Origin of the sequence: Paenibacillus sp. FSL L8-0494 (assembly GCF_038003695.1) — a bacterium.
GTDB classification, from domain to species: Bacteria; Bacillota; Bacilli; order Paenibacillales; family Paenibacillaceae; genus Paenibacillus_AQ; species Paenibacillus_AQ odorifer.
Genome location: NZ_JBBOPQ010000001.1, coordinates 2,182,826 through 2,198,186 on the forward strand (window position 1 = coordinate 2,182,826; position 15,361 = coordinate 2,198,186).

Consider the following 15,361-nt stretch of genomic DNA (forward strand, 5'->3'; position numbering starts at 1 on the left):
AGGGAATAAAGTGGCATTTAATGAAAAGCTTCCTGAATGGCAGGAACCAGGTATAGAGCCGCCAGAGAGTAAGCGAAAGACAGGTTGGCAGATCAACGACAAACCTCCAGCCGCATGGCTAAATTGGTATTTTAACAGAGTTTATAAAGTTTTCCAGGAGATCCGCAGCAAGTTTGATACGCATACAGAAGATAACAATATACATGTCACAGCAGCTAAACAAACCGCATGGAATGTCAAAGAAACTCCTGAAGGAGCGCAGACAAAGGCGGACGCAGCTCGTGAAGCAGCAAAGGCAGCTTCGATTCCATTGGCGCAGAAAGGTGCTGCTAGTGGTGTGGCTCTCTTGGAAGCAAACAAACTAATGGTTGCTGATGGAACAGTACTATCTAGTAGAATAACTGAACGTGTTCTTGGGTTTTCCTTTTCAAACAGCGTAGCTAATCAAAGGATTGACTTATTTACAACTGGTGCTTTGTCAGGCTACATTGAGGTGACTGTGACGGCTAGTTGGAATGCAGTGAACGCAGCTGGTAAAATGACGAAGCGTTTTAATGTGGTTGCTGCTGCTGCTACTACCCTAAATTATCAGAGCACGCAATACCCAGAAGTAACGGGTCTTATCAATCAGCACATATCTATATCTGATATTAGTTGGGACGCCACTAACTCTCGTTGGAAAATAAGTATAGAAGCAAGACATGCGCCAGGGGCTGCTATTGCCTTTGCTGTATCTGTAAAGCATGCGAGCCCTACTGCGCCACCAACGTGGAATCTGAGTGCTGTTTACAGCGGCGCAGCACCTACTGCACTACCTGTAGCAGTACAGACAATTCCCGACGACACCGTGCTTCAGTCCGGGCAGGAGTTCCAGAAGTACAAGCTCACTGATAACGCAGGTAAGGTCATCCGCCTAGCTCCTAGTACAGACCTGAACACAGTTAACCGTAACGGTCAGTACGATGGTTACCCTCTTATAAACGCACCAGGTAACAACACAGGTGCTTGGTTCTTTATCGAGGTGTTCTCCCACTCACAGAACCCCAATACTATCTTCTTCCAACGTGCTACTACCTTCGCTACTGTACCGAGATCGTACATTCGGGAGTGCTATAACAGCGTGTGGGGAGAGTGGATCGAGGATGAAAACGCCAGTCGCAAGGATATCCCGGGTGGGTACCTTGGCTTAGACTCTGCCAGACTAGTAGCGTACAACGGGGATATTCTTAACGGTAGGTCTGCACGCGTCGTACTGGTACCTGCACCGTTCACGAACGTTAAAAACCAGAGGTTTGACGTTCTCATTACAGGTACTAAAATACACGGGTATATGGACGTGACACTCTCCGCAGGGTGGAGTGGAGGTAATGGCGGCGGAAAGATCACAAAGCGTTTTAACATCATCACGTCCGCAGGTGGCACCATAGACTATCAGGTAACGCAGTATACGGACGTCACAGGAAATCTGCCGAATATGATGGCGATCTCCGATATTGTCTACGACAGTGCCCTCGCTAAATGGAAGTTTACCGTGGAAGCCATCGCCGCAAATGGAAACACTCCTACAGTGAAGATCGAAGCAGGATCGGGTACGGGTGTCCCTATACCGACCTTCTCATTGTCTGCCATCTACGCCGGAGGATTTAGCGACCAACTTCCGAAGCCTGTACAGGTGCTTCCCGACGACGCGGTAATGTTTTCAGGAAGAGAGTTCCAAAAGCACCCGTTAACCTCTAGCATAGGCAGAAACATCCTGCTAAATAACGGTACGGACCTAGACACCATTATTGAGAACGGATTTTACAACGGGTCGAACCTAGTGAACGCACCTACTACCTATACGGATAGATGGTACTACGTAGAAGTGCAGCGGCACACGACAGGAGATTCTTACGTCCTACAACGGGCTACACAACTCGCCGGGAGCATAAGCGGGGAGCGTCACGTTAGATACGAGCGTATCAAAAAAATGACGTGGGGACCTTGGATCGAAATTGAGGGTTCGGATAGAAAGAACGTAGCTAACGGATATGCGGGACTAGACAATAACGGATTTGTAAGTGCGAATAATTTGCCTTACGGGGGAGTTGTAAATTTACTTGGGGACTCAGGTAGATTTATGGGTATTGATGGTGACCCTAGATCTTTACAAATCACCACCTCATTCGCCAATAACTCTTTTTTATCTCCTTGGAATGGGACTACTGTATCTAGTGGGGGAAAGTTCATCCATGACAACACAACTAACGGAGGTACGGCAGGAGCGCTCACGGAAGACGTAACTAGCTTATTAACCGCGATGAGTCTTGGTGGATCAAGGTACGGCACAGAATTTTATATAGCGTCCTATACGATGGGTTCAGGTACAGCGAATGCGGGAAATGTTGCCGGGACATATCTAATGACGGTAAATAGTAACTTCCCTGCAACTGGAGTTGGCAAGGCGTATACTGTATCTTTCTGGGTTAGGGTTAAGACGGGAACAACCATTTCAATACCTAGAGATGGCAGACTATCTAAAAACGGTGTATCAACATCTGCCAACTATATTTCTTTGACTCCTGCTGATGGATGGGTGCATATCGAAAAAACAGTCCACGCAAGCAATGGATACTATAACGCAGCTCCAGGTATAGCTGCGACGGCGGGGTCTGTAGTTCAAATTGCTATGCCTGTAGTCGTAGCGGGTGCAATAGGAGTAGGAGTCCACACTTCGCCTGTTATGGGTTCTTCGTTAGGTTTCGTCCCTTTGCCAGCGACTTCATACACTGCCGCTGATATTTTATTAAAGTTGCTTACAGTGGATGGGGTAGGTAGTGGACTGGATGCGGATTTACATGCTGGAAAAAACATGGGGGAAATCGCAAACGGTACCTTAACCTATGCTGGGTTAACTAAAGGTACAGCTCCAGCGTTAACAGCAAGTATCGCGGGTGGTGTCATAACATCTCTTATAGCTGGAGATCGAATATCTTTTAAAGCACATGCAGCTACAACAGGTCCGGTTACACTCAATGTAAATGGTCTGGGCGCTAAATCTATCAAAAAGCCAAATGGCAATAACCCGCCTTTGGCTCTTGGTGGTGTCTATACGGTTGTATACGATGGAACGGCTTTTATCTTACAGGGTGAAGGGGGTGAATATGGAACAGCTACAGCAGCGGAAGTCTTGGCGGGAAAAACGATAGGCACAGAAAACGGACTGGTGAACGGGACGATGCCAGACAATCGTTCCGTCGCTAAGGATGCGGCGGGCGCAACATTAAGCGGGTATGATTTGTACCTAAATACACCGGAGGGGTACTACAATACCACTTCTTCTATTCGTGTGAGAGAAGATAACTTAGCGGACCCTAGCATTTGGAGAAGTGACAGGACGATGTTCGGGAAACAGGGGACCATGCCCGTTATCACATCTGGCGAAGATCCGGCTCTTAGTGTAGGGAAATGGGGTGATGGTAGCTTAGCGGTGTACCCAAGAGAGGGCTACCGCAAAGGTGGCTCTGGGGCGGGTGAAATAAAAGTAACAACAGCACAACTACGATCTGTAGAGGGCGACTTAGCCCCTGCTAACATTCGTAGCGGCGTTGAAGTATTTGGAGTTACAGGAACACTGGTGGAGCGAATGTACGCAGAAGGCTATGCAGGTTCGGTAGGTGGAGGAGATGGTATATTCCGAGTTAGTGGGTTAGCATTTAGCCCTCGTATTGTGCGATTCACTTATTTTAGAGCATCTACACAAAGTACATTCGTATTCTTTGCTTCTGACATCACTATGTGGTCTTATACCGAGTTTTCGGGGACTAACCCTTATGGGAATGTAGTTTCGTCAGGTGCGATGCTAAGTCCTAACTTATGGGGTAGTAATGCCTTTTGTTCATCCCTTCCGTACAATCCGGATTTAGTTAACATTAGTTGGTCAGCTTGGAGATAAAAAAGGAGGTTTTATGATGGAAATCGGAATGAAAATATACTTTGATAAAGCAACAGGAAACGTGGTAGTAAATACGGGTGAACAGGTAGGTAGGTTGGTAGTGGAGACAACCGAGGATCAGGACTTTGCAACATATAAGGCACTGGCTGAACGGGTCCGCGATACCATTGGTGTAGTAAAGCTCAAATACGGTCAGTTTCGTCGAGAATTTGCGGAGTGTAATGGCTACCGTGTTAATCCAGATACCGAAGATTTAGAGTTTACCTATCCGGGCGAGGTTCCAGCAGAGGTGCTAATTAAACGTATCGAAATGGTAGAGGGAGAAAGTGCTAAGACTGCACAGGAGCTAGAGCAGACCAACATGAAACTCAAGTGGACAGAAACACAACTTGCTGAGTCGTTGGAGAGACTGGGGCAAACTGAAACCCAATTGCAAGAAGCGCAGCTTGCTCTTACAGAAAATTATGAAGAGTTACAGACTGCCAAACAAGAGGCGGTAGAGGCACAATTGGCACTAACTGAGTTGTATGAGCTGGTGCTTGCAGGACAAACCGGAGGTAAACCGGAAACGCCAGAGGATTCGGCAGAACCTTCAGAAACCGTAGAGGGAGGTGAAGAAGATAATGGCTAAAGTATATGCAAGTTTGATACGCAAGGATTTGAAGACACTGGAGCAGGTGCCCGAAACAAAACGTGAGGAAGTAGCAGCACTGCTAAAAGAATAGATAGAAAAAGCTGGCGCCTATAGAGGCGTTTTTATTTTGCCCTCGGATCACCGGGGGCTTTCATTTTGGGGAGATAGATGGGGGGAGGGGCAATCGTGACAGAAATGGATGTACTTAAATATTTTTTAACGCAAGGTCCATTCGCGGTGTTATTCGTTTGGCTGCTGATCTACGTAATGCGCGCGAATAAAGAGAGGGAAGGACGATTGCAGGATCTACTAGGTAAGTTTTCTGAAAAATACGATGTAATCATTGTGGAGTTGCGTGAAATGAAAGAGAGATTTCCACACAGAAACTAATAATATTGAGAGGATGAATTGATATGGAATGGAATGTAGTTGCGAATTTTATTAAACCGGAAATATTATTTATTGTTGCTGTATGTTGGGCGATTGGCTTTTGCTTAAAACAAACTCCGAGAATACCAGATTGGACAATCATTTATCTGGTCACATTGGCCGCGATCATCATTGTATGTCTTACTCTTGGCTTTAATGTAGATAGTTTTGTACAAGGCATCTTGTGCGGAGCTGTGGCTGTATATGGTAATCAGTTGCTTAAGCAGGCAAAAAAGGGGGTTGATGAGTAATGCAAATCTTTCAGAAGGGAAATAAGCACACAAATTGTAGCGGTCGAGGTGGTCATATACCGATTGCTATTGTAAATCATATAAGTGGCGGTACGATGAGTTCTATGGATAGTTGGTTTCAATCTTCTGGTAATTTAGTTAGTAGCGCTCATTTTGGCGTTTCTAAATTGGGGGAGATCCACCAATACGTTGATATAACAAAAATGGCTTGGTGTAACGGAATCACAGTCGATTCAATTCCCAAAGCCAAGGCGGCAATCGTCAAGGAACAAGCACCAACGAATCCTAATAAGTACACTATCAGTATCGAGCATGAGGGTATGGATGGTAGTTTGACAGAGGCGCAGTTTGCTGCCTCCGTATGGCTACATAAATTTATTAGTGATGAAGTAAAAAGGCTCTACGGTAAAGCTATCATCTTGGACGAGAAACATGTGATAGGTCATTTTCAAATTGATCCGGTGCGAAAGCCTTATTGTCCCGGTGCGAAATTTCCATGGAGTCGGTTGTATACTGCTCTAAAAACTAAGGAGGTGGAAGATGTGAGGGTGGATAAGGCTAGCACTGTAGTAAATGGGGAAAAACTGAATGAAGGTAGTTTTCTGATCGAGGGGCGTACTTACGTACCATTGGCAGCCATCGGCAAAGCGTTGGGTGCAGTAGTATCTTTTGATAACGAAACTAAAACGGCTACTATCACTACCAAAAAGTAAATATCTAACGATTAGAGATATGAAAAAAGCCCTACTAACCTTAACAGGTCGGTGGGGCTTTTTTTATTATAAGGATTAACGGCGTCCACTGGCTTTAATTAGTGCTGCAATCGAGAGGACCAATGCAGCAACAATTACTATCCAGGTAATCACGTTCAACATAATTTATTCCTCCTTTAGAGGGGCCGCAGCCCCCGTTACTTAAAGAAAATCTTAGAAACTGACGGTGACTGTTCAAGATCAAAAAGTTCTTCCTCAGTCACCCAAATTTCATTTGATCCACCAAAACTCCAGAGAACTATAGCTAATCTTGCCATTTCCTTTTTTCCTCCTGTATATGCCCGCCGACTAATTGTATCGTTCAAACCGTTTATGTTATGATTGGGTGGAGAGCAAGGGGTGCAACCCTCACTCTCCGGGAACCTATTTACGTTTGCGTGGTCCGCGGCGTTTTTTGGTTCCTTTCTTTTTGTCCTTTAGCAGCAGCGTTGCGGTAATGAGTTGAATGATTGCTGTAAGGAGCGTAACCCAATCCTTCATGTGCCTTGTTCACCTCCTTTCTTATCTTAATTATATACTGGTACCAGTATATTGTCAACATATTTATATACTGGTAACAGTATATTTTTTGTGGTATCCTATAGCAAAGGGGTGATAACCTATGGAACAGCAAGGTAAGGCATCAACACGAGCAAAGGATAAGTACAACGCCGCAAATTATGATCAAGTGAAACTTTGGGTTAAGAAAGGTGACAGGGAAAAGATTGACGCTGTCGCTAAACAACTTGATAAGAGTCGCAACGCCTTCATTTTGGAAGCGATAGAAGAAAAGATATCAAGAGAATGTACAGAGCCGCCACAGGAGTAGTCCTGAACGGCTCTTTTTTGTCATAAAAAACCATTGATTAAAAAACCAATAAGCACATAAAATACAAACAAGTGTTCTTATTTTGGGGGCGTTAATTATGTTAAGCGATACACCGCGTAAGCTTTTATTGATCATTACTCATTACTCACTACTCACGACATTTTGGTCGTCTCCCTTCATTGCCTGAGTTAGAACGATTGAGTGGACGAATGCCAGTTGATATCCGAAATGGGTTGAAAGAGTTGACGGAGGAAAACTACATCGAATGGAATCCAAATACGCCACCTGAAATGGGCTGCATTATCTCTGGTTGGGAAAGAGATAATCCATCACACCGAGATCCAGAAGAGGCACAAAAGGTTAAAAATGTAGCTAGCAGCACTGACTATTGGCTGTATTATTAGGGGGATATGTATGCAGAGAAAAAAACTAGAAGGTAATGGTCTGTGGGAAAGTAGTCGAATGATTATGCCAGAACACAAAATCAGGATACTTGACGATGCCCTAAACGAAGAGACTCGTAAAAAGCCCGAATTAGACCCTCAAGCCTTAACTGAAATCTCAGAGGTATTAGCGCAATCGTTAGAGGATTGTAGTCCGATCACACTTAAATTGTTCGGGGAATATGAAGACAGATCCATCCATGGAATAGTTATGAGGGTTGACCGTCAGCTGGGTCAGATTAAGTTTCGTCATGATGATGATTGGGAATGGATTAAAATAGAGGATGTTGTAGGTGCTAATACATAGTAAATTCCCAAGCGCTTACGAATTTAAAAACCCCGCCTTTTGATTGGCGGGGTTTAGCTATGTAAAGATGATAAGAATCACAATCAATAGAGCAAAGGCAATACCTATAAACTTAAATATAGTAAGATTCTTTTTTCGATTTTCAATTTGTTTTGGTGTCATTTCATCCACATTTAGTGTCGGGTTACTACGACTAGAATGTGACGATTTCCCTCCACCAATTTTTTTAGAGTATGAAAGCCCGGTTCCAGGAAGGGATACTGTAGCCCTTTTCCCACTAGGACCGGCACTAACTCGCGCACCTTTTACACCGGCGCTAATTCCAACGCCCTTTTTACCTACGTTCAACTTTACACCGCCACCAAGATTTATAGACTTTCTAAATCTGAACGATCCCATATTAATCACTCCAACAAGGAAATTTATTCCTATTGTATAATACATTAAGGAATGATGATATATAAGTTATCATTGTTAGTGTTTGCACTCGAAATGTGGGTTGGTTTATTTTTAACGTAGCACATGAAAGAAATAACTAAAAAATCACAATATTAATGAAAGTACGCGAAACTAAACGGCAGTTTATTAATAGTTAAGATAATAAAGAACCGTATATAGTGTATTAATGAAAGGTTGCGCAGGTAAGCGAAAGTATATAATATATAGGTACAGTATAGTACAGATCGGAGCATGGGGGTGTAACAGTTGGAAGGTCAAGGCGATGCGATTACTAAACACGAGCAACTGCTGCAGCATATTGAAAGTCTTAAGGTAGGCACCAAAATATCTGTTCGCAAGCTCGCCAAAGAAATGTTAGTCAGCGAAGGGACTGCTTACCGTGCAGTGAAGGAAGCTGAGAATCTCGGGATAGTCATCACGAAGGAACGGATTGGTACAGTTCGTGTAGAAAAGAAACCTCGGAACATTTCAGAGCAGCTGACGTTTGGCGATGTAGTTGATATTGTTGAAGGGCATGTGCTTGGCGGGGCAAGTGGACTAAATAAACATCTGCATAAATACGTGATCGGAGCGATGAAGGTCGATGCGATGATCCGTTATATAGACGCTGACAGTCTGTTGATTGTGGGTAACCGCGATGATGTTCACTCTCTGGCGCTGGAGCAGGGAGCAGGGGTTCTGGTGACAGGGGGCTTCGGGACGAGCCGTGAAGTGAAGGCATTGGCAGACGAGCTGGATCTTCCCATTATTTCTTCGAGACATGACACGTTTACCGTCGCTTCAATGATTAACCGTGCCATTTTTGATAGATTGATTAAGAAAAAAATTATGCTGGTAGAGGATATTATCGACAGCAAACCGCGCCTGAATACGTTAAAAATCTCTAGCACCGTCGGTGAGCTACGACAGGTTTCTGAGGAAACTGGAGAGCAGCGCTTTCCCGTTACGGATGAATGGAACCGAGTCATTGGCATTATCGGTCGCCGTGATGTAGAGGAATTGACGGAAGGGCAGATCATTGAAAAAGCGATGATTCGCAGTCCGGTTACGGCTGCACTGCAAACCTCACTAGCCTCCGCGGCCCAGATCATGATGTGGGAAGGCGTGGATTTTCTGCCCATAGTGGACCGTAACCGCAAACTGGTAGGCTCCCTAACCCGTAAAGAAGTGCTGCAAAGCTTACGCGATGTTCGGAACCAACCTCAGCTGGGAGAGACTTTTGATCATCTCATTTGGAATGGTTTTGCGGATGAGCGGGACGAAGAGGGACGATTGTTCTTCCATGGCTTTATTACGCCGCAGATGGCCACGGATCTTGGGACGATTTCTGAAGGAATATTGTCTACGCTTATGACGCTTTCGGCATTTAAAGCAGCTAAGGATATCACAGGAAATGATTATGTACTAGATAATATGTCCACTTATTTTATCCGACCGGTACAGATCGAACACGCGATCATTGTAATGCCGAGACTGCTCGAAATCAGCCGCCGTACCTGTAAGCTTGAAATTGAGATCAGCCACTCGGATACTCTGGTAGCCAAAGCTGTTCTGATGCTGCAATCCATTGATCATGGCTAAAAAATGGTTTGCTAGCTGGATAGCATACGGTAAATAGGATCGTATACATGCTAAATAGACTGCCCTCATCATTGAAAGAGAGGGGAGTCTATTTTATTCTTTCTATTCCGTCAGAACAGCAGCTAAGTTTTCGACTAGTGTTGTTCCTGGCTGCGGCTACGGCTGTAAAAACTATAGCTGCGTAGACCCGAGAAGATGTTGAACGCACCAATCAGCAGAAAGGCAGCTTCAACAATGATATTAACGGTAGAGCCGCGAAACAAAAACATGGATATCAAGGATAGCGTTACGAGCATAGCACCGAGCATCACATTCATGACGGAGCGTTTCAGCCCTTTATCTTGGGGATGTAAGGCACGGCGGGAGGATATGCTGAACACAGCGGCACCGATTACAAAGATCACCAGCAGGATAAACAATAAATACTTGATAAATAAAACCATGGACAGCCAGCTCCTTTATCGTGTCTTGCAGTAGCCAAGAAGTAATTTCCACGTCTGTCCATTATTGTATCACACGATGGCTGTCAGCTGCGCTTAAAAGGACTGATTTCTACCCAGATTTGTAGGACGCCTTCCATGACGAGCATGGTTCGGATTTTGACAGAGTATTCCTTGTCACGCACAATGTATAGCTTGCCATCCAACAGCAGTCTAACCAGTTTGCTGTCAGTATCAATATCGAACATGCTGCGGCCGCGCATCGGTTCCAGATCTGAGCCCATTTGGCTTATGATTAATTTTACAGTTACGGGGTCAAGTGGGGTATCTTCTTTGGATTTGCTTTCCTCCGATCGAATTTTGATTTCTCTGATCACGGTTGAGGTATTATTGTATTTTTTGAGTGTCTGAATATCTTTTTGATATTGCTCGATCTGTACACGCAGATCTTGATTATGCAGCCATAATACGTTATATCCTACATGGTAAATAGCATTGTATATGACAGCTCCTACGACGATCCCTAGCATGAATATAGCGGAGATCTGGGTGAATCTGCGAAAACGACTGAATGGTGGAACTCTCACTGGCGTTACCCCCTGCCGCACACCCATTTTACTAGCTCACTGCCCATATGTGCTCCTAGAAAAGCGAAGGCAAGATACATGATTTGTTTGATGGCGGGGGAGAGGTTGCCTCCAATCATGTTACTTTCAATGACCCGTAAGGGGTCCATAGTACCTCCTACAGCGGCTGCTAGTGCCCATATTTTAATCCGATCTGCCACATCCAGCATCGTTTGCGTCGGCGGTTGCAGGGATACAACGGCGCCGATTCCGCCGAGCATAGCTCCGCCAAGCACGATGCCGAAGGCGATAAAGAAGTCGAGGATAGCTTTGCTCATAAAAATGCTCATACAGGCCCCTTCCCGGACGAGGCATTTACAAGCTTTGCCTGTCCTTATGCTCTTAATCCATTGTATGGGCGGGTCCCCCTTTAATATGATAAAATAGTTTCATCTTATGTTTGATTTTTGCAGTAGAGAGGAAGTGGGGTTATGAGCCCTTTCGTGCATTTGCATGTGCACAGCGAATACAGTTTACTGGACGGGGCGGCGCGCATTACCGATCTCGTGCGCCGGGCCGGCGAATACGGCATGAAGTCGCTGGCGCTTACGGATCATGGAGTGATGTACGGGGCCATCCCCTTTTATAAAGCGTGTAAAGAGAATGGAATCAAGCCGATTATTGGCTGTGAAGCTTATTTAACCGCGGGTTCACGCCGTGAGCGGGGCAGTCGAAAAGATCAACCGATCTACCACTTGATTCTGCTCGTCAAGAATGAAACCGGCTACAAGAACCTGATGAAGCTGATCTCTATCGGCCATCTGGAAGGCCATCATTATAAACCCCGGATCGATATGGAAGTGTTGGCAGCTCATTCAGAGGGGATTATCTGCCTTAGTGCTTGTCTGGGTGGAGAAGTGCCGCAGCATCTGCTGCATGGTCGTGATGAGGAGGCGCGAAAGGCTGCGCTGCGATATAAGGCGATTTTTGGCGAAGATTTCTATCTGGAGCTGCAAGACCACGGGATCTCCGAGCAAAAGAGAGTGAATCCCAAGCTGATCGCCCTTGCCGGGGAATGTGAAATTCCACTTGTGGTGACGAATGATGTCCATTATTTGGCGAAGGAAGATGCTGAGGTTCAGGATGTGCTGATCTGCATCGGAACAGGCAAAACGGTGGATGATGAGGAACGTCTCAAGATCGGAACAGATCAGCTGTTTCTAAAAAGCAGCGAGCAAATGGCGGCATTGTTTCCGCATGTGCCGCAGGCTATCGCCAATACCTTATTGATCGCAGAAAAATGTAATTTGGAGCTGACCTTCGGCAATCATATTCTGCCTGCCTATTCTCCGCTCCCTGAAGGCATGGATTCCGCTGCTTATTTGCGTGAGCTCTGCTGGAAGGGGATGGAGGAACGATATATAGATACACCGCAATGGGCTACACCTGAGCAAAGAGAGACGGCTGAGAAGCGTCTCACCTATGAGCTGGGCGTTATCGAGAGTATGGGCTTCAGCGATTATTTTCTAATTGTGTGGGATTTTATTGCTTATTGTCATCGTCAGGGAATTGCTACGGGACCCGGACGGGGATCTTCAGCGGGTAGTCTCACCGCATACTCTTTGCGAATAACTGACGTGGACCCATTGAAATATAACTTGCTCTTTGAACGTTTTCTAAATCCAGAACGGATCACCATGCCGGATATTGATATCGATTTTAGTGATGAACGGCGTGATGAGGTTATTGGTTATGTAGTGGAGAAATACGGCAAAGAACATGTGGCGCAAATTATTACTTTCGGAACTATGGCTGCACGTGCTGCCGTTCGTGATGTAGGCAGGGTGCTGAATTTGCCTTATAACGAGGTAGACAAAGCTGCCAAGCTTATACCTGGACAACTAGGGATCAGCCTTGCCAGGGCGCTGGAGAGTACACCAGATCTTAAAGCACTGTATGATAGCAATCCAAAGATTAAAGGGTTGCTGGATATGGCAATGAAGGTGGAGGGCATGCCCCGCCATGCTTCGACACATGCTGCTGGGGTTGTTATCTCGAAGGGTCCGTTGACAGATGCAGTCCCACTTCAGGAAGGTAATGAAAGTACGGCGTTAACCCAATACTCTATGGAGCATTTGGAGAGCGTCGGGCTGTTGAAAATGGATTTTCTGGGTTTGCGCACGTTGTCGATTATCGAACGCTGTATGAATTCGATTAAAGAAATGAGCGGAAGTGTTCCGGATTTCCGTGTCATCCCAGATCATGATCCAGCTACGTATGAAATGCTTGGGGCTGGTGAGACAACAGGGGTCTTCCAGCTGGAGTCGGCGGGCGTTAGACGAGTACTTAAAGATCTGAAGCCTAACGGCTTTGAAGATATTGTATCGGTTCTAGCGCTGTATCGTCCGGGTCCGATGGAATTTATCCCGAAATATATAGCAGGCAAACACGGTGAGATTGAAGTAGAGTATCCACATTCTGATTTGAAGGCTATTTTAGCGGACACCTATGGGATCATTGTGTATCAGGAACAGATCATGCAGATTGCTTCTCTGATGGCGGGCTTCTCGTTAGGAGAAGCGGATCTGCTCCGTCGAGCGGTCTCTAAGAAAAAACGTGAGACTCTGGATAAGGAACGGAGCCATTTTGTTCAAGGCAGCTTGCAGCAGGGGTATAATGAAACGGATGCGAATGCTGTTTATGATATGATCGTGCGCTTTGCCGATTACGGCTTCCCGCGTGCTCATGCCGCGGCTTACGGAGTGTTGGCTTTCCAGACAGCTTATCTCAAGGCACATTATCCGGTGCAGTTTATGGCGTCTATGTTGACCGCTGTAATGGGCACTCACCGCAAGGTAGCGGAGTATGTGCTGGACTGCCGCCGCACGGGCATCGGCGTGTTGCCGCCGGATGTGAACGAGAGCGGCGTATTGTTTACTCCGGTTCCAGGCGAAGGAACCGGAACCGGGCATATCCGCTTTGGACTCGCAGCCATTAAGAACGTCGGCACGCTGGCAGTGGAGAACATTATGGCGGTCCGCAAGGAGCGTCCGTTCGACAGTCTGCTAGATTTCTGTCGACGTGTGGACCTGCGGGTCTGCAATAAGCGGGTAGTGGAATCATTGCTGCAGGCGGGAGCTTTTGACTGTCTGCCGGGTCACCGCGCCCAGCTGCTGGCTATGCTGGACGAGACGGTTGACGCTGCGCTGAAATGGCGCAAGGAGCGGGATGAGCTGCAAATCCAGCTGTTCGACGATTTGGTGGAGACACCGAACTGGGAAATCCGCTATCCGGATATCCCTAAGTTCACCATTGGCCAGCAGCTGGAGATGGAACGTGAGCTGCTGGGGTTATATCTTTCGGGCCATCCGCTTGATGATAGCGCGGAACTGCTTGAGGAGCCCGGCATGCAGCGGCTGATGGATCTTGGTGAAGCCGCGGATGAGAGCCAGACGGTTACGGCCGGAATGGTCGTATCCGTTAAGGAAATTACGACGAAGCAAGGAAAATCGATGGCCTTCGTCGAATGGGAAGATCAGATCGAGCGCTGCGAGGTCGTGCTCTTCCCTGAGGTGTGGAAGCGAAGCCGCAGCTTGATTGCCAAGGGCGCGCTGCTGGCCTTGCGCGCCAAGGTGCAGCAGGAAGACGAAGGCTTCAAGCTGCTGGCCGAGGAAGTGGCGCTGCTGTCTGCGGAGGCTCTCCGCGGGCTATTGCAGCGCCGCAGTGCCGCCGCGTCCCGCTCGTACAGCGCGGGACGCTCGGCCTCAGCAGGAGCGCCGCCACGCGGCGCAGCTCCTGCTTCCCGGACCAGCGGTGCCGCCACTGGTCCGGCTGCCAGGCCAGCAGGCGGCACAACGCCGCCTGCAACAACTGCACAGGCCGCGCCAACAACAGCGGCGACCTCAGGCCAGCGTGTCTTTATCAAGATCACGCCGGCCTCAGAGAATGCAGCGTTGCTGTCGCGCCTGAAAGAGCTGCTGCAGAATCATCCCGGTCCAGCTGCGACGCTTCTGTTCTATGAACAGGATCAGAAGCTCCTAGCTCTTAGCGATAATTATCGAATTAAGCCGTCCGAGGAACTTTTCGCGGCGATCGAGGTTATGCTGGGTGCAGGTACGGTAAGAATAAAATAAGAACAATTCTCCCCTTTTCCGCATACATTAGGAAACCACAGGGCACATCCCTGTACGGAAAGGGGAGTCGCAGCATGTCCTATCAAATGGCAGTAGATCTGTTGGAACGCAGAGGTGTATCACTTTCCTCCATTGCTGAAATCGTATATATTTTACAATCGGTTTATTATCCTGGTTTAACCAAGGATGAATGTCTGTCCAGCGTCAAGTCTGTTTTGGGCAAAAGAGAAGTGCAGTATACTTTAATGACAGGTGTTGCTCTTGATGAATTAGCCGAGAAAAAACTGCTTCCACAGCCGCTGCAGGCGGTAATGGAGGCTGATGAATCCCTCTACGGAGCGGACGAGACTCTGGCGCTTGGTATTACAGGGGTATATGGGATGATCGGACTGACAGGTTTTGGGTATTTGGACAAAATAAAGCTTGGAATCATTGGTGAACTGAACGATGATAAAGGTAGGATTCATGTATTCTTGGATGACCTTGTTGCCGGCATTGCTGCCGCCGCTTCCGCCAGAATTGCTCATCGGCATGAAGGGGCAAAAGTATATCCTTTAGGCACGGACAAGGAATAATTGAGCCCCTTTATTTCGTTTGAACAAG

The 15,361-nt window shown here is 46.8% G+C and carries 16 protein-coding genes; 12 read left to right on the top strand and 4 right to left on the bottom strand.

Translation table 11 applies throughout. The features are described from left to right. Positions 1-10: 10 nt before the first annotated feature. The 9 genes from NYE35_RS09690 to NYE35_RS09730 all read left to right on the top strand — a co-directional run bounded on the left by NYE35_RS09690 (position 11) and on the right by NYE35_RS09730 (position 7,579). On the top strand, positions 11-3,934 hold the full coding sequence (locus NYE35_RS09690) for a pyocin knob domain-containing protein (RefSeq protein ID WP_341120817.1): 3,924 nt from the start codon (positions 11-13) through the stop codon (positions 3,932-3,934). A gap of 16 nt (positions 3,935-3,950) precedes the next feature. Continuing rightward, positions 3,951-4,565, top strand: coding sequence for a hypothetical protein (locus NYE35_RS09695; protein WP_341120818.1), 615 nt, complete (start codon positions 3,951-3,953; stop codon positions 4,563-4,565). Further along, positions 4,558-4,659 carry a CD1375 family protein gene (locus NYE35_RS09700; RefSeq protein ID WP_340395306.1) on the top strand — a complete coding sequence of 34 codons (102 nt, stop codon included), beginning with the start codon at positions 4,558-4,560 and terminating at the stop codon, positions 4,657-4,659. Before NYE35_RS09695 ends, NYE35_RS09700 begins: the two co-directional genes overlap by 8 nt. 77 nt (positions 4,660-4,736) lie before the next feature. Further along, the gene (locus NYE35_RS09705; protein WP_051491604.1) at positions 4,737-4,958 is read left to right on the top strand and encodes a BhlA/UviB family holin-like peptide; all 222 of its coding nucleotides are present in this window, start codon (positions 4,737-4,739) and stop codon (positions 4,956-4,958) included. Positions 4,959-4,981: 23 nt separating this feature from the next. Continuing rightward, a complete protein-coding gene (locus NYE35_RS09710) occupies positions 4,982-5,248 on the top strand; it encodes a phage holin family protein (protein WP_341120820.1) in 267 nt (88 codons plus the stop codon). Further along, positions 5,248-5,961, top strand: coding sequence for an N-acetylmuramoyl-L-alanine amidase (locus NYE35_RS09715; protein WP_076098421.1), 714 nt, complete (start codon positions 5,248-5,250; stop codon positions 5,959-5,961). The genes NYE35_RS09710 and NYE35_RS09715 overlap by 1 nt, the downstream gene beginning before the upstream one ends. A 661-nt stretch (positions 5,962-6,622) precedes the next feature. Further along, positions 6,623-6,829 carry a transcriptional regulator gene (locus tag NYE35_RS09720; RefSeq protein WP_341120822.1) on the top strand — a complete coding sequence of 69 codons (207 nt, stop codon included), beginning with the start codon at positions 6,623-6,625 and terminating at the stop codon, positions 6,827-6,829. Between the two features lie 209 nt (positions 6,830-7,038). After that, on the top strand, positions 7,039-7,233 hold the full coding sequence (locus NYE35_RS09725; RefSeq protein WP_341120825.1) for a hypothetical protein: 195 nt from the start codon (positions 7,039-7,041) through the stop codon (positions 7,231-7,233). 10 nt (positions 7,234-7,243) lie between these two features. Beyond that, a complete protein-coding gene (locus NYE35_RS09730) occupies positions 7,244-7,579 on the top strand; it encodes a YolD-like family protein (RefSeq protein WP_341120827.1) in 336 nt (111 codons plus the stop codon). A 57-nt stretch (positions 7,580-7,636) separates the two neighbouring features. Here the strand turns inward: NYE35_RS09730 and NYE35_RS31400 are convergent, their stop codons facing one another. After that, positions 7,637-7,978, bottom strand: coding sequence for a DUF4236 domain-containing protein (locus NYE35_RS31400; protein ID WP_445255022.1), 342 nt, complete (start codon positions 7,976-7,978; stop codon positions 7,637-7,639). Between the two features lie 306 nt (positions 7,979-8,284). Here NYE35_RS31400 and NYE35_RS09740 point away from each other — a divergent pair, with 306 nt between their 5' ends. Further along, a complete protein-coding gene (locus tag NYE35_RS09740; protein WP_036678878.1) occupies positions 8,285-9,619 on the top strand; it encodes a DRTGG domain-containing protein in 1,335 nt (444 codons plus the stop codon). Positions 9,620-9,753: 134 nt separating this feature from the next. Here the strand turns inward: NYE35_RS09740 and NYE35_RS09745 are convergent, their stop codons facing one another. From NYE35_RS09745 to NYE35_RS09755, 3 genes are all read right to left on the bottom strand, one after another. Next, positions 9,754-10,062, bottom strand: a complete 309-nt coding sequence (locus NYE35_RS09745) for a YtpI family protein (protein ID WP_341120830.1) — start codon at positions 10,060-10,062, stop codon at positions 9,754-9,756. Positions 10,063-10,145: 83 nt separating this feature from the next. Further along, a complete protein-coding gene (locus tag NYE35_RS09750; RefSeq protein ID WP_038569663.1) occupies positions 10,146-10,646 on the bottom strand; it encodes a DUF4044 domain-containing protein in 501 nt (166 codons plus the stop codon). A gap of 5 nt (positions 10,647-10,651) precedes the next feature. After that, positions 10,652-10,975: a YtrH family sporulation protein gene (locus tag NYE35_RS09755; protein ID WP_036678886.1), complete on the bottom strand. Its 324-nt coding sequence runs from the start codon at positions 10,973-10,975 to the stop codon at positions 10,652-10,654. Between the two features lie 141 nt (positions 10,976-11,116). On the opposite strand from NYE35_RS09755, the gene NYE35_RS09760 reads away from it, so the two are divergent. After that, a complete protein-coding gene (locus NYE35_RS09760) occupies positions 11,117-14,758 on the top strand; it encodes a DNA polymerase III subunit alpha (protein WP_076213877.1) in 3,642 nt (1,213 codons plus the stop codon). 74 nt (positions 14,759-14,832) lie between these two features. Beyond that, positions 14,833-15,333, top strand: a complete 501-nt coding sequence (locus NYE35_RS09765; RefSeq protein ID WP_036678892.1) for a phosphatidylglycerophosphatase A family protein — start codon at positions 14,833-14,835, stop codon at positions 15,331-15,333. Positions 15,334-15,361: the final 28 nt, after the last annotated feature.